We start from the raw sequence: 22,155 nt of genomic DNA on the forward strand, positions 1-22,155 counted from the left end.
ATTCTATTAGACGTTTTATGCACTCCCCATATAGTTTTACGCATTCCCTTAGTCAACTTTCACATTCCCCCGATGAATTTCTGCATTCCCCTAAATATTTCACATCCTCCAACAGTAGTTTTACGTATTCCTTTTGTCAATTAACGCATTCCCCTTATCAACTTTTATATTCCCTTTAATCAGTTTCAAAAAACCTTAAGCTTCTGAATGGTGAAAATAAAAAAACTCCAATCGAGTTTCTTACAAGAAACCCAATTGGAGTTGTATATCTGTCTTACAATCGCTATCAGCAAGTGTAATACTAGCAGTATTTGCTTTTTAGTCCACTACAATGGCGAACAAATCGTAATCTTCTACATCAGTTACTTCAACATCACACATCTGTCCAATATTGAGATTGAAATTTTGGCTAGAAATTAAAACTTCAGGATCAACTTCATAAGAATCAAATTCTGTACGTCCGTAATAAAAGTCTTCATCTTTACGATCGATGATGACTTTCATTTTCTCCCCTATTCGAGACTGATTAGATTCACGAGATATTTCTTGCTGAAGCTCCATAATCTCGTCCTTACGAGCCTCTTTAACTTCCTGAGGAATATCGTCGATATAATTAATAGCTGCATAAGTATCCTCCTCGTTTGAATACGGAAAAACACCTAAACGCTCAAATTTCATTTCTTTAACAAAGGCTTTTAAGTCTTCCATATCAGCCTCTGTCTCACCTGGATGTCCAACCAACATGGTGGTACGCAAAGTAATACCTGGAACCTCTTCTCTAATTCTATTAATCAGCTCAACAGTTTTCTCACGATTGATACCACGACGCATCAAACCAAGCACATTATCGCTCGAATGCTGAAGGGCAATATCCAAATAGCGACAAACCTTCGGGTTTTCGCGCATCACCTTAAGAATATCATAAGGGAATTGAGTTGGGTAAGCATAGTGCAACTTAATCCACTCCAAACCTTTAACCTCTGAAAGCTTCTCTATAAGTTCTGCCAACATCGATTTGCCATACAAATCGTGACCATAGTATGATAAATCTTGAGCAATCACTAAAAATTCTTTAACTCCTAAAGCAGCCAAATTAGTAGCTTCTTCAACAATTTCTTCGACGGGTCGAGAAATATGTTTTCCTGTAATAATAGGAATAGCACAATATGAACAGCCACGATTACAACCTTCTGAAATTTTCAAATAAGCGAAGTGCTTAGGTGTTGTAATCATTCTCATGTTCGAGAAATCGGGTTTGTACTCTTTATGAAGCTCTTTTACGATCGATTTCCATTCAAATTTGCCGAAAAACTTATCAACTTCAGGCATTTCGATAGCCAATTCGTCGCGGTAACGCTCCGACAGACAACCCATCACAAAAAGTGTATCGATAAGGCCTTCTTTCTTAGCATCTGCAAACTGCAAAATCATATCAATAGATTCTTCCTTAGCATCACCGATAAATCCGCAAGTATTAATAATAACAGTTCGGGCATCGCTATTGTCTTCGTCACAGCTCACCTCAAATTGGTTCGCATCCAACTGCTTCATCAGAAGTTCAGTATCTACCAAGTTTTTAGAACAACCAAGACTAATTATATTGATTTTATTTTGGCTCATGATTAATTATTATCAGATTTGAATAAATACTAAGTAAGCAATTCTTACTCAGCTCTATTTTAGCGCACAAAAATAAGATAAATTTTAGATATCTAAACAAATATTTGATCAGCAATTATTTGCTCTCAGCGAATTAAAACATATTTACGATATCTTCAAGCTTTTCATCTTGACTTAATCCTAGTTTTTTTCGCAAGCGGTAGCGAGCTGTATTTACACTTGCCTTGGAAACTGCCAATATTTGAGACATATCTTGAGTGCTTAAGTTCAGTTTTAAAAGGGCAAATATTCGTTCTTCATTCTGTGTTAGCTTTGGGTATTTAATCCTCATATTATAAAAGAAGCCTGGCAGCACCTTATTAAAGGTTTTCAGAAAACTCGCCCACTCATCATCAGTAGCCAAATTGGAATTAAGCAAAACACCAATATCATCCGACACAGTCACACCATTTTCATCCATCTTACTGCGAAGATCTTCATTCAATTTATTAATAATCAGATTCTGATCACTTATTTCATTTTGAGCATCACTTAACTTTGTCTCACTTTCCACAAAACGATTTGCAACTTGGTTCTTTTCTTCCTCTTTCACTTCAATCACTCTCTTAAAACGAATATTCCTATAAAGATAAATTGATAAAACCAACAAGAAAGCAATTGTTGCAGCTATAATAAAACCCAATCGATTCTTATGAAGCACTTGAAATAAGTTTTTTTTCTCTTTAAGTAGAGCTTGTTTTTCATCTTTGGCTTCCGACAGCCTAAAATCTCTTTCATTTTGATAAAGAGCAATTGTATTTTCTTGTTTAAAAATCTTATCATTAATATACTTCGATACTTTTAGGTACTTAAAAGCACTGTCTGACTGTTGCTTATTGTCATATATACCTGACAATTGCTCAGCTATCAGTTTTTTCTGATAAACATCCTTTAACGACTCCATAAAGGCATAAGCCTTCACACTACAAGCCAATGCCTTATTTTCATCACCCAAACGCATATAAGCTTTTGCAAGACTGAAGTTACCCAAGACAAGCACACCATTGTACTGATATTTATGAAGCATGGCACCAATCTTGTTAAACCAGTCGATTGCTGCTTTAACATCATTGTCTTTCTCCAAGGCAAGTATTCCTTTCCAATAATAAAATTGGGATGTTTGGTGATTACTGTGCGTCTTATTGATAATTTTTTCAACTTCATCGACATGATATTGAAGTAAATCATATTTTTTCTGTTTGGCATACAAGCTGGCTAAGTTAATATGAGCTGCTCCCATATTATCTACTCTATGTTGGCGTGTATATATTCCTTCTGCAGTTTTAAGATGTAATTCAGCATCCTTAAAATTATGCCACCTGGAAAACAAGCTTCCAATCTGGTTATGCACATATGCCATTCCAATAGAATCATTTATTTTCTTATAAAGTTTCATACTCCCAAACCTCATTCCGAAACAATCCTTTAAGTTACCAATTGATTCATAAGATTTGGATAGGCTCATCATAATCCAGGCTATTTTCAGATCTGACTTTTGCTCTTGGGCAATTTCCAATGCCTTACGAAAATATTTTATTGCAAGGAGACTTCTTTTACTGTTTTCATAATTGGAGCCCAAATAGGCATTGTCCTGGTACTTATCATCAAGACTCCCCTCTTTTTCACTAATAGCCAAGGCGCCCAGTAGATATTTCTCAGCCGCCTGATAATCTTGCCCTTGCAACATGAGAAATGAAGTATTAGAATAAACACTTCGTTCCACATCCTTAGGTAAAGTCTTGGCCTTCTTTTCTATTGATTTAAAATAAGAAATGCCTTCATCAGATTTGCCTGCATAATAATAGGTATAGGACAGTTGTTGCAAACCTCCCTTGCAATAGGCTCTAGCCTGATTGTCGCTCGATGCTTCAATGGCCAATTTCGAAGAAACTTCATACATTTTTTTATACCAGTCAATTGCCTGTTCGTACTTCAGTTCTTTTTGATAGCAACGCGCAATCATATACAATAACATCACATGCCTTTTCGGATAATTTTTAATACTTGCCATATTCAAAGCCGATAAAACTACCTCACGTGACTGTTCATATTCCTTTTTGGAAAAGTATCCAGCTGAAATAAAAAGTTGAGAAGAAACCAAGGCATATGTATCCTTATATTTCTTGGCTAAAACAAACGTTTTTTTTGCATAATAAATTGTCGTATCACCATCCGATTCGTATGAGAATTCTTCGGTGAGCTTAAGCATTGTACTTAATAATTTCTCGCCCTTTTGATTTTTGGATACCAGAGTTAAAGAGTCCGTTTGGAGATTGGCTTTTGAAACTGTGGAAGCTAAAAGCATATATATACATAAAAAAATAATCCTAGTCATAATAAGCACTTTCTATTTGTCAATAATCAGCTAATATTCCCAAAACTGCAAACATAATCATTATATATTACAATAGCACGCAACTACAAAACCAAAATACAACATCATATCACACTCCTTTCATAACGTGACACTTAGAGATCATACATCATTTTGTCTATTCCTTTGTCTATCGTAAAGAATAGCTTTTAAAGCTTAAAAATCATTATTTAGCTAATGAAATATTTGGGCTTAAAACTCAAAGAAAAAAACAAAAACCACACATTAACATAATATAAATGAATTAATCATTGATTTCAATCAATCAATTTTGATCAATCAAGACATATTATCACCATAAATGAAAACCCAGTAAAATAAACACGAAGTCATCCATTTTGTAAACGCGAAAAATCATCCCTGTATTATATTATTTCAACAAATGTCAACACATAATTAATCGCCTATCAGCCCAAATTGGATTCTGAGAGAAGAAATTATTAAACCCAATAGTAATAAATTCAAATTCGTAAGTATGAAAAAGAAAAATGATTGTAGAGAGTCCCTGAAAGTTGTTGATTATACCAAGTTAACCGCTTCAGGTGTTTAGTCACCTAAATCAGATTAGAACTATTAAAATTTACTTGAAACGAGTTATTTGTAAAACCTACAAAAAGCATAACTCTGTAGACAGCAATAATATAAAAATTAAAACTAAAATTATGTTTCTAAGAATCATCTTGTGCTTACTAATTAGTTTAGGTGCAAGCAATATCAATTTAAGTGCTAAAACAAAAAGTTCAAAAGAATTTAAAGCACTGTATCGTAAAGCTAAAAATGCCAAAAGTGAAAAAAATTATTACGAGGCTGTAAATTATGGAGCACAAGCTGCAGTCTTGGAGCCGACGAACAAAACTATTGTGAATTTTGTTAGTAAATATTATAAAAAGTCACTGAAATCGGAATCAAAAATCGAATCTACCGCAAAAAGTACTGGAGGTGAATTTGTAAACGATAAATTGGTTGATATTTATTCCGATTTGGTTGATATGTATGCTTCACTTGCTAAAATGCCTACCCTATACAACAAGAAACAAGTAGAACTAAAATTCGAGATAAAAGAATATAGCAAAGAGTTCGAAGCAAGTAAGAAAAATGCAGCTGAAGATCATTACAATAAAGGGAAAGACTTATTTAAGTCAAACGATATAAAAATCGTAAAAAAGGCTTGCGATCAGTTTGACAAGTGCGGGGAGTTTATAAAAGATTATAACGACTACAAGCAATATATTGCTAAGGAGGCTATGAATAAAGCAAACAGTTTGATTAATAGTGGTAAGCGTTTAGATAAATACAGAGCATCGCTTATACTGAACGAAACTAGAGGCTATTGTCCTGAGGCTGAAAACAACAAAAGATATAAGTTATTTAAAAAGCTTGGACAAGAAACAGAAATACATATATATATGCCCGACTTGGGAGCTGTTCGCGATTGGGATGTTGAAAATCAGATATTTATTGATGGAAAGAATTCATTATACAAACGAGAATTTGACTCTAGCAAAGCCGATTTGCTGAAGGATGGATATAAGGCAGCTGCATATATCGATGCAAAGTTCTCGAACTATAAAGTGCAGGCAGAGAAAAAGGTAAATACCGAAACCCGTGAAGCTTTAGTACAGTACGAAACTAGCGACAAGAAAAAGATTACAAATGTATCCGTAAAAGGACCTTCAACTTTTGAGCGTGTAGCTTATGGACTCATAATTTCTGAAAAGAAAAAGATGAAAACCAATGACTATAGCATTTTAACCTCTGAGATAAACACTTACGAACTAAGCTCAAGTTGCGATTATGTCATAAGCATAAATTTGCGCAATACTAAAACGGGTGAAACCATTAGCTCTATCAGCAAATCGGGAAACATTAGCGATGTGCAAAAACGAAAAGAAGTAGTGGGTAATGAACAAATTATTTGGAAATCGGATAAAAAACTACTGCAAAAGAAAAAGATTGTTCCTGTCTCAAAGGGAAAACTTGAATCAACTGCTAATTATAATGAAACGAGCAAGTTAATGAAAGAATTCAAAGAAAAACTGATTAAAATATATGAATAGGCTTTCGGGGTAAGCTAAATAACAAACTAAAAAAAAAGGCAGTTGGTAGATTTTTACCAACTGCCTTTCGTTTTAAGTTTTTATATGAAATCTTAAATCAAAGTTATTTAAAACACATATAATTCTTTTCAATTAATTATACGAAATCCTTTATAATTTTGGTTTAAAATACGCCAGTAATTATAAGTAATTACTAATCTGAATCCATCTGCTTAACTAAATAGAGAATCAACAAATTCGTCCCGGTTGAAAACCTGCAAATCCGTCATGGCCTCACCAATTCCAATATACTTTACAGGAATTTTAAATTGATCGGAAACACCAATAACAACACCACCTTTGGCAGTACCATCCAGTTTGGTAATGGCTAAAGCATTTACATCGGTAGCCAAAGTGAATTGCTTAGCTTGCTCAAAAGCATTCTGTCCTGTAGATCCATCTAAAACCAAAAGAATCTCATGTGGAGCTTCAGGAATCACACGATCCATGACACGTTTTATCTTACTCAACTCATTCATCAAGTTGATCTTATTGTGCAATCGTCCTGCTGTATCGATAATTACCACATCAATACCATCTCTCTTAGCTTTTGTAAGTGTTTCAAATGCAACCGAAGCTGGATCAGCTCCCATGCCTTGATCTACAATAGGAACCTGAACTCTATCTGCCCAAATATGTAACTGTTCTACAGCTGCTGCACGAAAAGTATCAGCAGCACCTAACATCACTTTGCGTCCTGATTGTTTAAATTGATGAGCCAACTTACCAATAGTCGTTGTTTTACCAACACCATTAACACCAACAACCATAATCACATAAGGGTGATCTGATTTTGGTAATTGCCAAGCCTCATAGTCACCTTGACTGTTCTCTTGCAAAAGAGAAGAAATCTCTTCTTTAAGAATACGATTCAACTCTGATGTACCTAGAAATTTATCTTCTTCAACGCGTTTTTCAATTCTATCAATGATTCGAACAGTTGTATCAACTCCCACATCAGACGAAATTAGAATTTCTTCTAATTCATCCAATACCTCTTCATCAACTTTCGATTTTCCGACTACAGCTCTGGATAACTTTTTAAATACGCTATCCTTAGTCTTTGCAAGTCCTTTATCTAGATTTTCTTTTTTCGATTTTGAAAAAATGCCAAATAATCCCATAGTATATAATACAGTTTAGGTCGGCTAAATTACAAAAAAATATACTGCTTTGGATTTATAATTAATTTTTTATTTGATAGCAGTCATCATTTAGGCTTATAATCAAAACTAAACTTAACTGAACTCCTTATTAAGCCTATAATAACAAAGAAAAAGGCATAAAAAAAGCTCCTCAAGATTGAGGAGCTTTAAATCGATATAGAAACTCTTTACTATTTAGCAAAGAAATCTTTAACATTAGCGTTAGGAACGATCTCTTCTTTAAAAGAATATGCTCCTGTCTTAGGCGACTTAACCATCTTGATTACTTTTGCGTAACCACGACCTTCACCTTTTTGTAGGGATGCTACTACTTTCTTAGCCATAACTTAATATTATTTAATTTCTCTGTGAAGAGTAACTTTTTTCAAAATTCTATTATACTTCTTCAACTCCATACGATCAGGAGTATTCTTTTTGTTCTTAGTAGAAATGTATCTTGAAGTTCCAGGCATTCCACTATCTTTATGCTCAGTACACTCAAGAATCACTTGTACTCTATTACCTTTTTTAGCCATCTTATATGCCTTTTAATATTTTTTAATAAATCCTTTTTCTTGAGCTTTTTTCAAAGCACCTTCAACACCTAATTTGTTAATTAGACGTACTCCGGCAGCAGAAATTCTTAATTCAATCCAGCGATCTTCCAAAGGAAGATAGAACTTTTTATCGAATAGATTCGGATAAAATTTTCTTTTAGTTCTTCTTTTTGAGTGAGAAACGTTATTTCCCACCATTACGCTCTTTCCAGTAATTTGACAAACTCTTGACATAGTCCAGATTATTTTTTTTCCTTAAATGCTTTTCAAACAGTGCGCAAAATACGCAATAATTTTCGAATTATTCAAATCTATTTGTAAGTTTTTTACAGTGAAATCGCAAATTTTATTTTCTGACTGACATGTAGCATCAAGAAAGCCTAATAATAAAGTAGCACACAGCTTTTTCTTCAAATTATTTGAAGGGGCAAAGTTAGCATAAATCCCTATTTATAAGCCAAAATTCGAAATTATTTCAAGCTTATTTTCTATAAGACATCCTTAATCATCGGAATTAAGGATTTTATAGAGATAGCAACGTTGGTCATGAAGAGTTTTACCGATATTGCCAACAGAATGATTCCGAACACTTTTCGTAATATATGTATCCCACCTTCACCTAAAAAACGTTCAACAATTGAGGTCGATCTTAGTACCATATAAACGATAAATAAATTCAAAACTAAGGCCACAATTATATTTTCAAGTGCATATTCAGCACGAAGTGCTACTACTGAAGTAAAAGAACCTGCTCCTGCAACTAATGGAAATGCAATTGGAACAATTGAAACACCAGAAGGACCATCATACTTTATAATTTCAAGACCAAGCGCCATCTCCACTCCCATTATAAATAGAATAAAAGAACCTGCTATTGCAAAGCTTGAAATATCAACACCGAATAATCCTAAAAGCTTCTCTCCCAAAAAAGTAAAGCCAATTAACACAGCAAGTGCCACTAAACTAGCTTTTAAGGCTTTTATCTCACCACCTTTTTTCTTCAGGTCAACAAGAATTGGAATAGTTCCAATAATATCAATTACAGCAAACAAAACCATAAAAGCAGAAAGAATCTCAATAAAACTAAAATGCATACTATTATTTTTAAGCCCCGAATGTATCAGGATGAAACATATTTACATATTGAAAAGAATTATCCATTTAATTCAAACAATCACCACATATTGTTAAAAGATCAACTCAATTCGAAAATCGAGCAAATATAACACAGTTTATTTGTTTTTTGTTAGAATTATAACATTTCAATCATGCATCTAATTAAATTAGGTTCTCAACTGCAATCACCAGCTTTGCATTTATACGCAACATTAACTTCTCAATTAAATCTAAGAAATTCTCAAAGAATAAATCTTCCTCAACCAATCCTTCCAGTTTTGACAATTCATCTCCAATTTGCCATATATCCTGTTCTGATTTATTCCAGCTCTTGATCATTTCTATAGCATGAATAGGTAAAATAATTGAAAAGCCATAAATTGGAATTAGAGTCAAGTCCATTGTGTTTTCATCAAATATCTTATCCATCTCCTCCCCAACTGCATTCAGATAACCATTAAAACAATCAAAAAGATTTTCAATAAAATCTACATCATTAATATCCAATTCATCTAGTTCTTGTGAAGAATCAGTATATAAAGCATGCATTAATAATAAATACTCTTCTATTTTCTCCAAATTTCCGTCTTTATTCATTCCTGGTTGAACTTTATAAAATTCCATTATATTTTCTAAAATCTCCAATCGTGAGATACTTTCTTGCTCCATCGATTCTACATCTTAATATTACTAATACAATATTACTTATTTTTGAGCGACCAATAAACAATTGTTAAGTGTAAATAAACTAATTAGCAATTGACTTAAACTATATTCCATGAGCAAGCGCGATTTAAAACGATACACACATGATCTTAACAAAGAACAATTACAAGATCAAATATTAGAACTCTACACTCGGTTTAAAGAGGTAAAAGAATACTATGATTTTGCTTTTAATCCTAAAGAGAATAAACTGATTGAAGAATGTAAGTTTAAAATTTCAAAAGAATACTTCCCTCATACTAAGAGAAAAGCTAAATGTAGACGCTCTGTTGCACAAAGCTATATACGTCATTTTAAACGACTCGGTGTTGATCCATCTCTAATTTCCGACATCATGCTTTATAATATTGAAATTGCACAAACCTATTCGGCAGAAAAAGAGATTATCAAAGAAGCTTTTTGTAAAAGCATATTAAAATCATACGAGGAAGCTATAAATTACACATCTGATAATGGTCTAATGAAAGAATACTCAACTCGTTTTGAGAAAATTGCGGATCAAAGTTTAAATCAAAATTGGTTTAATCAAAATTTATTTGAACGCTTTTTAAACCGTCTATAGAGTAAACAATAATTAAATTAACAAATACAGACATCCACATATTTACAACTAACCATCAGCAGGTTAAACATATTTCCCACTCGATAAAGCAACGCTTTTTCACGATTAAAAATGAGTAGTAGATTTCTTATGTCCTTAATAAAATCGTTATAAACAAGAAAAATATGATTAAAATTAGATTTATAAATCAATTATATTTATATCTTTAGTTCGGAGATTCTATTATAGAAATATAGGATTTGCAAACAAAATGATTACAAGCGAAAGCTTGGTTAGTAGGTTAATTAGTCCTTTAGAGTATTTGCCCATGTCCCCCTAAGACGTGGGCATTTTTTTTGCAAAAATTATTCAACTCAATTCTTAAACTAATTTTTAAACCGATATATTCTTCAAAAATAAAAAGGCCAGAATATTCACTCTCATATTAAGGTAGATTTTATTGTTTGGAAAACTCCCTCCTTTTAAGTAAATTATGAATTCCGATATGAGATAATTAAACGCCCTTTTTAGTTGTTTTTTTTCTTGTATTAAAAGAAAAACATCACAGAATTCATTTAAATCTTCATTTTTACGGAATCGTTTGCATGAAATATGATTAACACTTTTTTTCTCTAATAGAGTGATATAAAAAGACAAGACAGTCTGAAACAATTGATAATAAAGACCTAAGGAGAGATTGTAAAATAGAAAAAAGTGGAAATGCTAATATATCAGGTAGATATACAACTTCTTTCCCACGGTAAACCTACAAAACATCAATGAGAATAGATAATAAATAAACAGAAAAAATAGATGTACATATTAGGATAGTTAAATATCTCATCATAGTTTTGGGGTTCCAAACCTAAAAATAATATGATGAGTACAATTCAAATAAGCATGATTGAAGAACTACAAAAAGTTTTAGAAGCGCATCAAGATGTTAGAGAAAATCTTTCTAGAGAAGATTTAATTACAAAGGCAGTTGATAACAAAGATGCCATAGTAACACCCAATGGAGCTCTTGCAACTTGGACACCATCTAACTCAACAGGTCGTAGCCCTAAAGACACATATATTGTTAGAAACCCAGAAAGTGAATCAAATATTGACTGGACTTCACCTAATAATATCGGTCTTAGTCCGCAAACGTTTGCACTCATCTATGAAGATGCATTAAAGACTATTCAAAGCAAAAAGACTGTATTTACAACAACCAGAGTAATTGGGGCTGATTCAAAATATGCTCTTCCAGTTAAAACAACTTCTGACAAAGCTCTAAATCAGGTTTTCATTGACAATATGTTCCGACCTGTACCAGAAGATATTCAGAATTCGGTTTTTGCTGGTCAAGAATTCCAACTTATTGCACTTCCAAACGACGAGCTTGACAAAGATCGTTATAAAGGCTTAGTACGCGACTTGCCTAATGGTGAAACATCTGGACTTTGTGTCGTTGTTGATGTTGATAGAAGAATTGGTATTGTATATGGCTCTCAATATCAGGGTAGCATGAAGAAATTGATGTTTACTGTGATGAACTACCTACTTCCTTTTAATGGTGTATTACCATTACATTGCTCTGCAAACGAAGGGAAAGGAAAAGATTCAGCATTATTATTAGGCCTTTCAGGTACTGGTAAAACAACACTTTCTGCTGATCCTAATCGTGCACTTCTAGGTGACGATGAGCATGGTTGGAGCGATAAGGGTATTTTCAATTTTGAAAATGGTTGTTATGCGAAGATGATCGACATGGAGCGAAAAAATGAGCCAGAGATTTGGGATGCAGTCATGCACAATGCCGATTATAAAAAACATGGTGCTATTATTGAGAATGCAATGATGTATCCTGATGGGAATATCGATTTCTTCGATACCAGATACACGCCAAACTCTCGTGCCTCATACCCTCTTGAGTTCTTAAGCAATATTAAACCAGAGTCAACAGCTGGTCATCCAAATACAATTCTTTTCCTAACTGCTGATGCTTATGGCGTATTGCCTCCAGTATCAAAATTATCGAAAGAACAAGCGATGCTTTGGTTCTTAATGGGATATACATCAAAGTTAGCTGGTACAGAAACCGGAGTAACTGAACCACAGGCTACTTTCTCTCGTTTCTTTGGACAGCCATTTATGCCATGTAATCCAAATATCTATGCAGATATGTTAGGTGAAAAAATGGATGAGCATAACACCAATGTATTCCTTATTAATACAGGATGGAGCGGTGGCTCATACGGAACGGGATCTCGTATCAAGTTGAAGTATACCAGAGCAATGGTTGATGCTGCTCTTAATGGTGACCTTGACAATGTTGAGTATGTTAAAGATGAATTATTCCACGTGAATATTCCTACAACTTGCCCTAACGTTCCTACAGAAATGTTAATTCCTATCAATACATGGGAAGACAAAAATGCTTATAAGATAACTGCCGAAAACTTAGCACTTAAATTCTCTGCAAATTACGACAAGGCTTATAGCAAGCAAGACATCGAGGCTAATATCATTGCTCAATGTCCTGGTAAATAATAGATACTCTGATTTAGTCAGAAACCAAGCATAAAAAAATGGCTATCAATTTAATTTGATAGCCATTTTTTATTTTATCCTCGAAATATTTTCGATCATTTATATTGTATTGCAATCCTCCTCTTCTAACAAATTGAGATATTTCATCAAATGTCCTTTCTCACTTCCAACTATCTGAGTGATACTAACCGTTCTTACAAGGCCTCTTCTATTCATAAATAAACCATACTCCATATTACCAACTCCACCCGTTTTATGGAACTTAAGAATAGTATTTTCATCTAAATGAGTTTCATTATCCAACCAATTCCTAAACCATTGTTCACGTTCCAATTTCATATCGTTGGTATATAAAGTTGTTGATGACCAAAAATTAGTTTCATTGCTTAGTAGTTCTCTCACATGTAATTTTTGCTCATCCCAAACAAGCTCTGTTAATTGCAGTCCACACTTGCTTTCTAGAATAACGAGTGTAAATGCTTCAATACCTTCAAACTGATAATTGTCGATAAATCTTCTGATACTTGGATATTGAAAAAAATCTAGAAGCATCAATCCTCTACTTTGTCTATAATCTGTTCGGCGCTGATGTCTTTCAAAAGCACCATTAAGTAAGCAGAGCGTCGTATCAATACAATTACTAATTATCCAACTCCCATTGGCTTTTGAATCTTTAGGATAAAGAAGTTCAAGCCCCTTGTGGAGGTATTTCTTTGGACTTAAAGCAATACGTCTAGGGTTTTCATCTCTATTGGTTGTTAAAATGAAATCCTTATCTGAAATAGGAATATAGCTTAACGTGCACATTGGTTTTTATTATAACGAATTGTAGAATAGGCTAAACCAAAATTGGGATCAATATTTATATGAGAAAATTGTTGATCGAGAGCAATACGCATCAGGGCCATATGATGAATTGCATGCTCCAAATTATAGGCTAACTCACGCATTAAATTAGACCTAACTTGCTTCAAAGTATCATTCTCCATATTAAATTGGAAGTAAACACTCATATTTTTATTCACTGTTAATTCATCTAACCAAGACAAAATAGAAGCCAGTCTATCCTTTGCAGCTTCAAATTCAGTCTCAATCTGAACATTACGAACACGAGTGTCATAATTAACTTCTCCAATCTCTGAGCCTTCTCTTAATAAATCATAGAATTCAATGATATGGCGCATATGCTTTCCAATTGAACTTCCCATTAAAAGAGAAGAGCAATGGGCGTATTCCTTATTGTCTAATTTATCGCACAGCTGAAATAACTGTTTGCATATTTCTTTAGAAGCATTTATGATTTGCATAGAGTTAGATTTTTTCAAAAACAAGATATTAAAAACTAGCCGTATTATATAATTCTTTAATGATGAATTTCACTTGGTTCTATATTTAAGATTTTCAGATCTTTTTTATTGAGACTATACTTATAGATTAATATTTCTTATATATTTAAAAACCTAAACCTAAACTATGACCCGAAAGAAATATTATTACCCTCAATTTATAATCAAATGGATCAATTTTGAATTTTGGCCATCCTGGTTATTCTATGCACCCATGTTTTTATATGGTTTTGTTTTAGCCATAAAAAGCAGATCATTTGCCTATTTCACAGCTGCTAATCCCCAGATGGCATATGGTGGTGCCTACGGAACAGATAAAACTAAATTACTCAATTTACTGTCTTCAGAATATCATACCAAAGATTTTTTCGTTGCAAAAGAAAAATCTAAAGTAGATATTACTAAACTCATGAATGAAAATGAGATTCCGTTTCCTATCATTGCAAAACCTAATGTCGGAGAGCGAGGCCGTGGTGTTGAAAAGATTGATAATGAAAAGGACCTGGAAAACTATCTGAAAATTATCAATGAAGATCTTATTATTCAAGAATTTGTTGCCCATTCAATCGAATTGGGAATCTTCTATCATCGTTTCCCAAACAGCACACAAGATGGCATCAGTTCTGTCGTTATGAAGGAATTTCTTAGCATTACTGGGAATGGACGAGATAGCTTTGGGAAATTATTATCTAAGAAATTCAGAGCAAGATCTCGTTTAAAATATTTTAAGAAAAGATACCCTAATAAATGGAACATCATCGTTCCAGAGGGCATCACATTTAAAGTGGAACCCATAGGTAACCATAGTCGTGGGACAAAATTTCTAGATGGCACACATTTAATAAATGAAGATCTAGTAAGAGTCTTTAGAGAAATTGCTAGGCCTTTGGATGGGTTCTTTTATGGTCGTTTCGACATTAAAGTCAATAGTATTCAAGATTTATATGAAGGTGAAAATATTAAGATTTTGGAAATTAATGGCACCAATTCTGAACCTGCCCATATTTACGATCCAGACTTCTCCCTGTTTAATGCTTATAAGGAAGTCATCAAACATATGAATTTGGTTTACAGAATTAGCCAAGCTAATATAGCTTTAGGAATTAAACCTATGCCTTTTTTCGACTTGATCAGAGGATTATTACATCACCTTTTTGGTAAAAAACGGATATCTAAGCCCATTAATGCTAAATGAAAATACAGTTAATCATTTCTAAGTGTTTCAATTAGAAGTCTATTTTACTAAATCAATTAACTCCTGCTTTTTTTAAGACACAAATTAGCTAAATTGCAGCCCAATTTTTAAACACACTTTATGGAATCATTTATTTCTCCCGACAGTCATTTTATACTCTTTTTCGTTGTAGCCGGTGGTGCTGCTTTTGGTATTTATTCTGAACACAAAAAATGGTTTGGAAAACTATCGGGAATTCTTGTTACCATGATATCCATGTCAATTTTAGCCATGTTGGGTGTTCTCCCTGTAGCTTCTAACCCAAACGTGAAGGTTGAAGTTTACGATATGGTTTTCACCTATTTTATTCCTATCTCAATTCCAATGCTATTGTTTAGCTCTAATTTACTGAAAATCGTAAAGGAAAGTGGTAAGCTACTATTAGCCTATATTATTGGAGCGATAGGGATAGTATTAGGTTGCTTTCTAGCTTTTTCATTGATCGATTTGGGTGAAGATGCTGGTAATACTGCTGGTGTAATTGCTGCCACTCTAATTGGGGGTAGCGTTAACTTTATTGCAGCTGCAGAGAGTTTAAATTTCAGCACCAATCCTATGTTTACTGCAACTATTGCTGTAGATAATTTGGTTTCAAATCTTTATACGCTATTTCTTTTTCTAACACCATCGCTCATGTTTTTAGCGCGATTCTTTGTAAAACCAAAGAAAGAGAATGAAATCGATTCTAATGAAGATAATCAGAAGGATGAATACCCAATTACTATAGAACGTATTGCAGTATCTGTTTTCATTGCAGCCCTAATTGCTGGAACAGGAAATTTCTTAGCTCCTTATTTACAAAACTTAATAAATACGGAACTCAATCTTAGCATTCTACTCATTACCCTATTGGCTGTTTTAGCTGCCAACCTTTTTCCTAAACGCCTAAAAGCATTAGAAAACACGGCTTTTTCTGTTGGTATATGGATGATGTATATTTTCTTAGCGGTAATTGGAGCAGCAACTAATATTCATCAGATTTTCGAGATCGGTCCTGCAATTCTAGGATTCTATATCACTATCATGACGTTCCATTTCGTTTTCTTATTGGCACTGGCAAAACTTTTCAAATTAGATGTATACGAAGTCGTTATCTCGTCTGCTGCAAATATAATGGGACCTTCTGTAGCAGCACCTATGGCTGCCTCAATGGGACAAAAGAAACTAATTACTCCGGGAATTCTAGTCGGTATTTTAGGCTATATTATCGGAACATTTATTGGTGTATCTATAGCAGTATTCCTAAGCTAGATCATACTTTAAAATATGAATTCAAAAAAAACAATTGAAGTCACAGCTGCGATTATCCAAAAGGATAATCGCTTTCTTTGTGCACAAAGAAAAGGTACCAGCGAACAGGGAGGTAAATGGGAATTTCCGGGTGGGAAAATTGAAATTGGTGAGAGCCCCGAAGCCTGCATAGAGAGAGAATTACATGAAGAATTCAATATTCAAGCTAAATGTGGCAAGTTTCTATGTGAGAATACCCACGACTATGGAGACAAAATTGTCAAGCTAAAAGCATACTTTGTAGAACATATCCTGGGCAATTTCCAACTTTTAGCTCATCAGGACATAAAGTGGCTGACTTTAGATCAAATTTATGATCTAGACTGGGCAGAAGCCGATTTACCAATTGTTAACAGATTAATTGACAACTCCAATTAAGTCAGCTGCTCTCCCCCATCACAAAACAAAATTTGTCCTGTTAGAAAGTTATTATCCAGAATGTAATCCAGCGATTTTAAAATGGGCTGTATGCCTCCTGGTACATTCATTGGTGTTGAAGCAGCTCTATCTTCTAAATAATTTTCATCGGCATTAAGTGGAGCAATAGTAGAACCTGGTGCAATCCCATTTACTCTAATATCAGGTCCAAATTCCAAAGCAGCCATTTGAGTCAGATGAGATAATGCAACTTTAGATAGACTATAAGCAGCAAAGTCAGGTGCATGCTTGCTTATTCGTGTATCCAGGAAATTCAAAATGACTCCCTTTTTACAAATATTGGCATAATCGCGCATTAAAATAAAAGGTGCTTTAAAGTTGATATTCACCTGATCATTGAAAAGAGCTATACTCGTTCCCTTAATCAAAGCAGGATCAAAAACAGAAGCATTATTAATTAAAAGATCAATCTGTCCAAATTCCTTGTTGACCTCAGAGATTAGAGATTCACAGGCAATCTCATCGGAAAGATTGCAGCAAAACACTTTAAATACCTGCTTAGGATATATAGCTTTAAGGTAATCTCTCAAAGCCATAGCCTCTCCTTTTGAAGTATTATAATGAAGTGCCAAATTCCAAGATTGTTTTGCCAAATGAAGAGCTAATTCTTTCCCAATTCTCTTAGCTGATCCCGTTATTAATGCTGTTTTACCTTCCATATTCTTATCCTAAATAATAGCTATTTTCAAAAATACATCAATTATATATTTTGAGTCGTTTAAAGTCTGAATAAATTCAATTAATCAGTAAATTTGATTTTAATCTATTTAAATATGAACCGAATAATAAAAATTGAGCCACAATTAGCAAAACTATGTCCAGATCTAAAGCTAGGCGTGATAGAATGCGAGGTAAAAGTCACTGAAAATAGTGATAAGCTTTGGAACGAAATCAATCCATATATCAAACAAATTGAGATAGATTTATCTGTAGAAGACATTCGGAACAAAAGCACAATACTATCCTCTAAAAATGGCTATCGTCGTGTTGGAAAAGATCCCAATAGATATCGACTTTCTGCAGAATCTCTATTAAGACGAATTGTGAACGGAAAAGGCTTGTACAAAATCAATAATGTGGTTGATTTACTTAATTTGGTTTCCATCAAGTCTGGCTTTTCTATTGGCGGATATAATGCAGACAAAATTATAGGCGATATTAATATGGGTTTAGGCGAAACTGATGAAGAATATCAAGGTATTGGCCGAGGGCAATTAAATATAGAGTTCCTTCCTATTTTTCGTGACGATCTGGGTCCTTTTGGTAGTGCAACCAGTGATTCTCTTCGTACACAAATCGACTTGTCTTGTCAGAATTTCCTAATGATTTTTATTTCATTCCAAGGGGAAGATGAATTAGATGATAGCATGAATTTGGCAGAAAATTTGCTAGAAAAATATACCGAAGCTAGAAATATTAAAAAGTTGACGATCTAAAGATCTTATCGATTACCACAAAAAAATAATCCTGAGTTGACATATCTTAAATGCTTTCTCAGGATTCAATTTTAATTCATATTTTTTGACTTACATTTTTATCTCAAAATCATCGGCATCAAGATAAACAGGAAACTTAGTTCTAAAATTTCGTAGTTTATCCAGTGATAGATGTATCGTTTGAATATCATTCATATAATCTTCACATTTCCCCATTAATATACCACGAGCATCATATAAGGAAGAATCTCCGGCATAACTTAGATCCATACCATCCTTTCCTACACGATTAACCCCAGCAACATATGCCTGGTTATCAATCGATCGGGCTTTTAAAATCGTATTCCACACATCACGACGTGCATCAGGCCAGTTAGCCACACAAATTAAAAGATCATAATCTTGCTGATTGCGACTCCACACTGGGAAACGTAGATCGTAGCAAACAATTGGGCGAATTCTCCATTCTCCAATTTTCACAATTCCCTTATCCTTCCCACCCACAAAGTGCTCATGTTCATTTCCCATTCGAAACAAATGTCGCTTATCGTAGGTTGAAATTTCACCTTGAGGAGAAACCGTATACATTCGATTATAATAGGCATTGTTTTCACATACAATTAAACTTCCCATGATATGAGAATCTAAGTTTTTAGCTTGTTCACACATCCAGGCAACAGCCACATCAGTATATGAAGAAATTTCATCTTTACCAGACATCATAAACCCAGATGTAAACATCTCAGGTAAAACGATCAAATCACTCTTCCCCTTCAATTTAGATAATTGTTGAGTGAATTGCTCTAAATTTGCTTTGACATCTCCCCAAAGCAAATTGGACTGAACCAAACTAAGTCTTAGAATATCTGACATACCATAATATTTAAAATTCCCAATAAACGAATTTAATCTCCTGTTGAAAAAAGCTCTGGATACTTTGGCTTTGAGTTCTTATACTTAGATTTAATATATGCCATATCAGCTTCTACATCTCCTGTTGGATAGAAGGTTTCAATAAAACTCAAAGTTTTAGTCTCATAATTCAAGTCTCCTAACAAGATAGGAACATTTGCTTTAAGTGCTATAAAATAGAATCCTCTTTTCCATACAGGTCGTCTACTCCTTGTGCCTTCTGGTGAAAGTGATAAGTAAAGCTCATCACGCTTAGCAAATTCCTCGGCTAATTGATCCGTTAAATTGCTTTTTTTGCTTCTGTCTATGGCCATTACACCCATCGATCTGAAAATGGCACCAAGTGGAAAAAAGAAAAATTCTTTTTTCATTAGAACTGTTGTGTTGATATTATGTGCGACAAAAGCCATTTTCCCCCAAACAAAGTCCCAATTAGATGTATGCGGTGCAGCAATAACAACCGCTTTTTTTTCAGTAGGAATTTCACCTATATATTTCCATCCAGATAGTTTAAGGATGAATTGACTTATTTTTACTTTCATTCGTTTGTTTATAGTATAATATAATCTTCAATTCTGTAATCTGAAGATTCTTCGCCAAAGGTACTAAAATAAAGACTTCTCCTTTTTTCTGATTCAATTTTGATTTACCCAACAATTTAAAGATATTTGCATCTTAATTTCTACACTTTAAGCATAAAGATAATGGATGCAATGAGAGATAAAGTTTTAAAAATAGCAAAGGAAAAAAATGCTGTTATTTTAGCGCACTACTACCAAACTCCTGATATACAAGAAATAGCCGATTTCAAAGGCGATAGCTTAGCACTTGCACAATATGCTGCAGAGACTAAAGCTGATATTATTTTATTTGCAGGTGTCCATTTTATGGGCGAAACAGCAAAGATCTTAAACCCCAATCGTAAAGTTTTAATTCCAGATATGAATGCAGGTTGTTCACTAGCAGAATCTTGTCCTGGAGATGAATTTGCTAAGTTTAAAGCCAAATATCCTGATCACATTGTTATCTCCTATATCAATTGCTCAGCTGAGATTAAAACACTGTCTGACGTCATTTGCACTTCTGGAAATGCAGTCCAAATTGTTGAATCATATCCTAAGGATCAGAAAATTATATTTGCACCTGACAAGAATTTAGGTCGTTATATCAATGAAGTTACTGGAAGAGAAATGATCCTTTGGGATGGATCTTGCGAAGTACATGATATTTTATCTGCTGAAAAAATCATGCAGATGAAAATTGAAAACCCAGATGCAACTCTTATAGCACATCCAGAATGTACTCACCCCGTTCTTATTCTTGCTGATTTTGTTGGTTCTACTACAGCCATGCTAAACTACACTAAGAATTCCGAATCTAAAAAGTTTATTGTTGCGACAGAAACAGGCATTCTTCACCAAATGAAGAAAGATTCCCCTGAAAAAGAATTCCTAATCGTTCCTGCCGACGAATCGTGTGCATGCAACGATTGTGCGTATATGAAATTAAATACAATGGAAAAGATCTACTTGGCTTTAAAAAATGAGCAACCTGAAATCATTCTTCCTAAGGATATTATGGAAAAAGCGAAGGCTCCACTTCTTAGAATGCTCGATTTATCTATAAAATAAATTGTATTTGCAATTTTTGAAACAAGTCATAATCCATTCACATAGATAAGTTGGATGTTATTCAAATCATTCATAAAATATTTGACAATAGAATATAAAGGGTGTAATTTTAATATTCAATTACACCTTTTATTAATATATATACTATGGATACAGAGAAAATTTCTGAGCAATTAATTCAAATTGGAGTTGATTATGGACCTAAATTAATTGGAGCAATAATCGTTCTGATTATAGGGGGCTGGGTAATTAAAGTATTAGTCCGAGCAGTCGGCAAGATGATGGATAAAAGCAAGACGGACGAATCCCTTAAACCATTTTTAAAGTCACTTGTTGGCATGTTACTTAAAGCACTTCTATTCATAAGTGTATTAGGAATGATTGGTATTGAGATGACTTCCTTTATTGCCATTTTTGGTGCTGCTGGTTTAGCCATAGGTATGGCTCTTTCTGGTACGCTACAGAATTTTGCTGGTGGCGTTATGATCCTAATATTTAAACCCTTTAAAATTGGTGATCTCCTTGAAGCTCAAGGCTATTTAGGCCTTGTGAAAGAAATCCAGATTTTTAACACAATCTTAACATCTTTAGATAATAAAACAATTATCATCCCTAATGGAGGCTTATCGACCTCTTCGATGACAAATTATTCTACTGAAGAAGAGAGAAGAGTTGATTGGACAATTGGGATTGCTTATGGAGATGATGTTGATAAAGCAAGAGCTGTTATCAAAAGACTGTGTGATGCAGATTCAAGAATTCTAAAAGATCCAGAAGTATTTATTCAAGTTTCGGAGTTAGCAGATAGTTCAGTTAATTTTGCTGTTAGAGCATGGGTAAAAGCTCCTGACTACTGGGGTGTTTTCTTCGATTTAAATGAGAACGTTTATAAGACATTTGGTTCTGAAGGACTTAACATTCCTTTTCCACAAATGGATGTACATGTTCACAAAAACAATTAATTCTTCACCTATTAATTTGAAAATCTGTATTTGATTCAGATTCGTAAGTCTTAAAAGATACAAAGCTTGGAGATAAAAGATCTCCAGGCTTTTTTTTGTGATATTCATTATTCTTATAAAATAGATTGTAGAAAGAAATGTGGACCTGATTATA

The 22,155-nt window shown here is 33.7% G+C and carries 22 protein-coding genes; 9 read left to right on the forward strand and 13 right to left on the reverse strand.

Features of this window, described 5'->3' with window-relative positions; translation table 11 throughout:
* Positions 1–318: 318 nt before the first annotated feature.
* Both rimO and ACXR6G_RS00190 read right to left on the reverse strand, forming a co-directional pair.
* On the reverse strand, positions 319–1,620 hold the full coding sequence (rimO, locus tag ACXR6G_RS00185; protein WP_458359372.1) for a 30S ribosomal protein S12 methylthiotransferase RimO: 1,302 nt from the start codon (positions 1,618–1,620) through the stop codon (positions 319–321).
* Positions 1,621–1,753: 133 nt separating this feature from the next.
* Entirely contained in the window at positions 1,754–3,994 is a 2,241-nt protein-coding gene (locus ACXR6G_RS00190) for a tetratricopeptide repeat protein (protein ID WP_458359373.1), read from the reverse strand.
* Positions 3,995–4,695: 701 nt separating this feature from the next.
* Here ACXR6G_RS00190 and ACXR6G_RS00195 point away from each other — a divergent pair.
* Positions 4,696–6,090, forward strand: coding sequence for a hypothetical protein (locus tag ACXR6G_RS00195; RefSeq protein ID WP_458359374.1), 1,395 nt, complete (start codon positions 4,696–4,698; stop codon positions 6,088–6,090).
* Between the two features lie 212 nt (positions 6,091–6,302).
* Here the strand turns inward: ACXR6G_RS00195 and ftsY are convergent, their stop codons facing one another.
* The 6 genes from ftsY to ACXR6G_RS00225 all read right to left on the reverse strand — a co-directional run bounded on the left by ftsY (position 6,303) and on the right by ACXR6G_RS00225 (position 9,616).
* Complete coding sequence (gene ftsY / locus ACXR6G_RS00200; protein WP_458359375.1) at positions 6,303–7,253, reverse strand: signal recognition particle-docking protein FtsY; 951 nt, start codon at positions 7,251–7,253, stop codon at positions 6,303–6,305.
* Between the two features lie 212 nt (positions 7,254–7,465).
* A complete protein-coding gene (locus tag ACXR6G_RS00205) occupies positions 7,466–7,618 on the reverse strand; it encodes a DUF4295 domain-containing protein (RefSeq protein WP_125032073.1) in 153 nt (50 codons plus the stop codon).
* A gap of 9 nt (positions 7,619–7,627) precedes the next feature.
* Positions 7,628–7,810, reverse strand: a complete 183-nt coding sequence (gene rpmG, locus ACXR6G_RS00210; protein ID WP_458359376.1) for a 50S ribosomal protein L33 — start codon at positions 7,808–7,810, stop codon at positions 7,628–7,630.
* Between the two features lie 12 nt (positions 7,811–7,822).
* Positions 7,823–8,065 (reverse strand): 50S ribosomal protein L28, encoded by a 243-nt coding sequence (gene rpmB, locus ACXR6G_RS00215; RefSeq protein ID WP_458359377.1) that lies wholly within the window; start codon positions 8,063–8,065, stop codon positions 7,823–7,825.
* A 254-nt stretch (positions 8,066–8,319) separates the two neighbouring features.
* Entirely contained in the window at positions 8,320–8,925 is a 606-nt protein-coding gene (locus ACXR6G_RS00220) for a MarC family protein (protein WP_458359378.1), read from the reverse strand.
* A 184-nt stretch (positions 8,926–9,109) separates the two neighbouring features.
* Entirely contained in the window at positions 9,110–9,616 is a 507-nt protein-coding gene (locus ACXR6G_RS00225) for a hypothetical protein (protein WP_458359379.1), read from the reverse strand.
* Positions 9,617–9,725: 109 nt separating this feature from the next.
* On the opposite strand from ACXR6G_RS00225, the gene ACXR6G_RS00230 reads away from it, so the two are divergent.
* A complete protein-coding gene (locus ACXR6G_RS00230) occupies positions 9,726–10,235 on the forward strand; it encodes a DUF6155 family protein (protein ID WP_458359380.1) in 510 nt (169 codons plus the stop codon).
* A gap of 855 nt (positions 10,236–11,090) precedes the next feature.
* Positions 11,091–12,752, forward strand: coding sequence for a phosphoenolpyruvate carboxykinase (locus ACXR6G_RS00235; RefSeq protein WP_458359381.1), 1,662 nt, complete (start codon positions 11,091–11,093; stop codon positions 12,750–12,752).
* A gap of 99 nt (positions 12,753–12,851) precedes the next feature.
* On the opposite strand, the gene ACXR6G_RS00240 is transcribed toward ACXR6G_RS00235, so the two are convergent.
* Together ACXR6G_RS00240 and ACXR6G_RS00245 are read right to left on the reverse strand one after the other, a co-directional pair.
* A complete protein-coding gene (locus ACXR6G_RS00240) occupies positions 12,852–13,559 on the reverse strand; it encodes an NRDE family protein (RefSeq protein ID WP_458359382.1) in 708 nt (235 codons plus the stop codon).
* Positions 13,547–14,059, reverse strand: coding sequence for a DinB family protein (locus ACXR6G_RS00245; protein WP_458359383.1), 513 nt, complete (start codon positions 14,057–14,059; stop codon positions 13,547–13,549). The genes ACXR6G_RS00240 and ACXR6G_RS00245 overlap by 13 nt, the downstream gene beginning before the upstream one ends.
* A gap of 166 nt (positions 14,060–14,225) precedes the next feature.
* Here ACXR6G_RS00245 and ACXR6G_RS00250 point away from each other — a divergent pair, with 166 nt between their 5' ends.
* The 3 genes from ACXR6G_RS00250 (at position 14,226) to ACXR6G_RS00260 (ending at position 17,000) form a co-directional block, all read left to right on the forward strand.
* Positions 14,226–15,293 (forward strand): hypothetical protein, encoded by a 1,068-nt coding sequence (locus ACXR6G_RS00250; protein ID WP_458359384.1) that lies wholly within the window; start codon positions 14,226–14,228, stop codon positions 15,291–15,293.
* A gap of 120 nt (positions 15,294–15,413) precedes the next feature.
* Positions 15,414–16,583: a DUF819 family protein gene (locus ACXR6G_RS00255; protein ID WP_458359385.1), complete on the forward strand. Its 1,170-nt coding sequence runs from the start codon at positions 15,414–15,416 to the stop codon at positions 16,581–16,583.
* Positions 16,584–16,598: 15 nt separating this feature from the next.
* Positions 16,599–17,000 carry a (deoxy)nucleoside triphosphate pyrophosphohydrolase gene (locus ACXR6G_RS00260; protein ID WP_458359386.1) on the forward strand — a complete coding sequence of 134 codons (402 nt, stop codon included), beginning with the start codon at positions 16,599–16,601 and terminating at the stop codon, positions 16,998–17,000.
* Here the strand turns inward: ACXR6G_RS00260 and ACXR6G_RS00265 are convergent.
* The gene (locus tag ACXR6G_RS00265) at positions 16,997–17,719 is read right to left on the reverse strand and encodes an SDR family NAD(P)-dependent oxidoreductase (RefSeq protein ID WP_458359387.1); all 723 of its coding nucleotides are present in this window, start codon (positions 17,717–17,719) and stop codon (positions 16,997–16,999) included. The two genes, ACXR6G_RS00260 and ACXR6G_RS00265, sit on opposite strands and share 4 nt — an antisense overlap.
* A gap of 114 nt (positions 17,720–17,833) precedes the next feature.
* On the opposite strand from ACXR6G_RS00265, the gene ACXR6G_RS00270 reads away from it, so the two are divergent.
* The gene (locus ACXR6G_RS00270) at positions 17,834–18,496 is read left to right on the forward strand and encodes a B3/B4 domain-containing protein (protein ID WP_458359388.1); all 663 of its coding nucleotides are present in this window, start codon (positions 17,834–17,836) and stop codon (positions 18,494–18,496) included.
* Positions 18,497–18,586: 90 nt separating this feature from the next.
* Here the strand turns inward: ACXR6G_RS00270 and ACXR6G_RS00275 are convergent, their stop codons facing one another.
* Positions 18,587–19,369, reverse strand: a complete 783-nt coding sequence (locus ACXR6G_RS00275; protein WP_458359389.1) for an amidohydrolase — start codon at positions 19,367–19,369, stop codon at positions 18,587–18,589.
* Between the two features lie 32 nt (positions 19,370–19,401).
* Positions 19,402–19,950, reverse strand: a complete 549-nt coding sequence (locus ACXR6G_RS00280) for a lysophospholipid acyltransferase family protein (protein ID WP_458359390.1) — start codon at positions 19,948–19,950, stop codon at positions 19,402–19,404.
* Between the two features lie 162 nt (positions 19,951–20,112).
* Here ACXR6G_RS00280 and nadA point away from each other — a divergent pair, with 162 nt between their 5' ends.
* The gene (nadA, locus tag ACXR6G_RS00285) at positions 20,113–21,039 is read left to right on the forward strand and encodes a quinolinate synthase NadA (RefSeq protein ID WP_458359391.1); all 927 of its coding nucleotides are present in this window, start codon (positions 20,113–20,115) and stop codon (positions 21,037–21,039) included.
* Between the two features lie 146 nt (positions 21,040–21,185).
* Entirely contained in the window at positions 21,186–22,001 is an 816-nt protein-coding gene (locus tag ACXR6G_RS00290) for a mechanosensitive ion channel family protein (protein ID WP_458359392.1), read from the forward strand.
* Positions 22,002–22,155 lie beyond the last annotated feature (154 nt).

It is taken from the genome of Ancylomarina sp. YFZ004 (genome assembly GCF_054254355.1).

What these genes read in the sequence shown, in the direction of transcription:
- ACXR6G_RS00280 (WP_458359390.1), bottom strand. Translation starts at nt 19,950, where the DNA reads ATGAAAGTAAAAATAAGTCAATTCATCCTTAAACTATCTGGATGGAAA.
- ACXR6G_RS00205 (WP_125032073.1), bottom strand. Translation starts at nt 7,618, where the DNA reads ATGGCTAAGAAAGTAGTAGCATCCCTACAAAAAGGTGAAGGTCGTGGT.
- ACXR6G_RS00245 (WP_458359383.1), bottom strand. Translation starts at nt 14,059, where the DNA reads ATGCAAATCATAAATGCTTCTAAAGAAATATGCAAACAGTTATTTCAG.
- rpmG (WP_458359376.1), bottom strand. Translation starts at nt 7,810, where the DNA reads ATGGCTAAAAAAGGTAATAGAGTACAAGTGATTCTTGAGTGTACTGAG.
- ACXR6G_RS00220 (WP_458359378.1), bottom strand. Translation starts at nt 8,925, where the DNA reads ATGCATTTTAGTTTTATTGAGATTCTTTCTGCTTTTATGGTTTTGTTT.
- ACXR6G_RS00270 (WP_458359388.1), top strand. Translation starts at nt 17,834, where the DNA reads ATGAACCGAATAATAAAAATTGAGCCACAATTAGCAAAACTATGTCCA.
- nadA (WP_458359391.1), top strand. Translation starts at nt 20,113, where the DNA reads ATGGATGCAATGAGAGATAAAGTTTTAAAAATAGCAAAGGAAAAAAAT.
- ACXR6G_RS00190 (WP_458359373.1), bottom strand. Translation starts at nt 3,994, where the DNA reads ATGACTAGGATTATTTTTTTATGTATATATATGCTTTTAGCTTCCACA.
- ACXR6G_RS00265 (WP_458359387.1), bottom strand. Translation starts at nt 17,719, where the DNA reads ATGGAAGGTAAAACAGCATTAATAACGGGATCAGCTAAGAGAATTGGG.
- ACXR6G_RS00195 (WP_458359374.1), top strand. Translation starts at nt 4,696, where the DNA reads ATGTTTCTAAGAATCATCTTGTGCTTACTAATTAGTTTAGGTGCAAGC.
- rpmB (WP_458359377.1), bottom strand. Translation starts at nt 8,065, where the DNA reads ATGTCAAGAGTTTGTCAAATTACTGGAAAGAGCGTAATGGTGGGAAAT.
- ftsY (WP_458359375.1), bottom strand. Translation starts at nt 7,253, where the DNA reads ATGGGATTATTTGGCATTTTTTCAAAATCGAAAAAAGAAAATCTAGAT.
- ACXR6G_RS00225 (WP_458359379.1), bottom strand. Translation starts at nt 9,616, where the DNA reads ATGGAGCAAGAAAGTATCTCACGATTGGAGATTTTAGAAAATATAATG.
- ACXR6G_RS00240 (WP_458359382.1), bottom strand. Translation starts at nt 13,559, where the DNA reads ATGTGCACGTTAAGCTATATTCCTATTTCAGATAAGGATTTCATTTTA.
- ACXR6G_RS00250 (WP_458359384.1), top strand. Translation starts at nt 14,226, where the DNA reads ATGACCCGAAAGAAATATTATTACCCTCAATTTATAATCAAATGGATC.
- ACXR6G_RS00255 (WP_458359385.1), top strand. Translation starts at nt 15,414, where the DNA reads ATGGAATCATTTATTTCTCCCGACAGTCATTTTATACTCTTTTTCGTT.
- ACXR6G_RS00235 (WP_458359381.1), top strand. Translation starts at nt 11,091, where the DNA reads ATGATGAGTACAATTCAAATAAGCATGATTGAAGAACTACAAAAAGTT.
- rimO (WP_458359372.1), bottom strand. Translation starts at nt 1,620, where the DNA reads ATGAGCCAAAATAAAATCAATATAATTAGTCTTGGTTGTTCTAAAAAC.
- ACXR6G_RS00230 (WP_458359380.1), top strand. Translation starts at nt 9,726, where the DNA reads ATGAGCAAGCGCGATTTAAAACGATACACACATGATCTTAACAAAGAA.
- ACXR6G_RS00260 (WP_458359386.1), top strand. Translation starts at nt 16,599, where the DNA reads ATGAATTCAAAAAAAACAATTGAAGTCACAGCTGCGATTATCCAAAAG.
- ACXR6G_RS00275 (WP_458359389.1), bottom strand. Translation starts at nt 19,369, where the DNA reads ATGTCAGATATTCTAAGACTTAGTTTGGTTCAGTCCAATTTGCTTTGG.
- ACXR6G_RS00290 (WP_458359392.1), top strand. Translation starts at nt 21,186, where the DNA reads ATGGATACAGAGAAAATTTCTGAGCAATTAATTCAAATTGGAGTTGAT.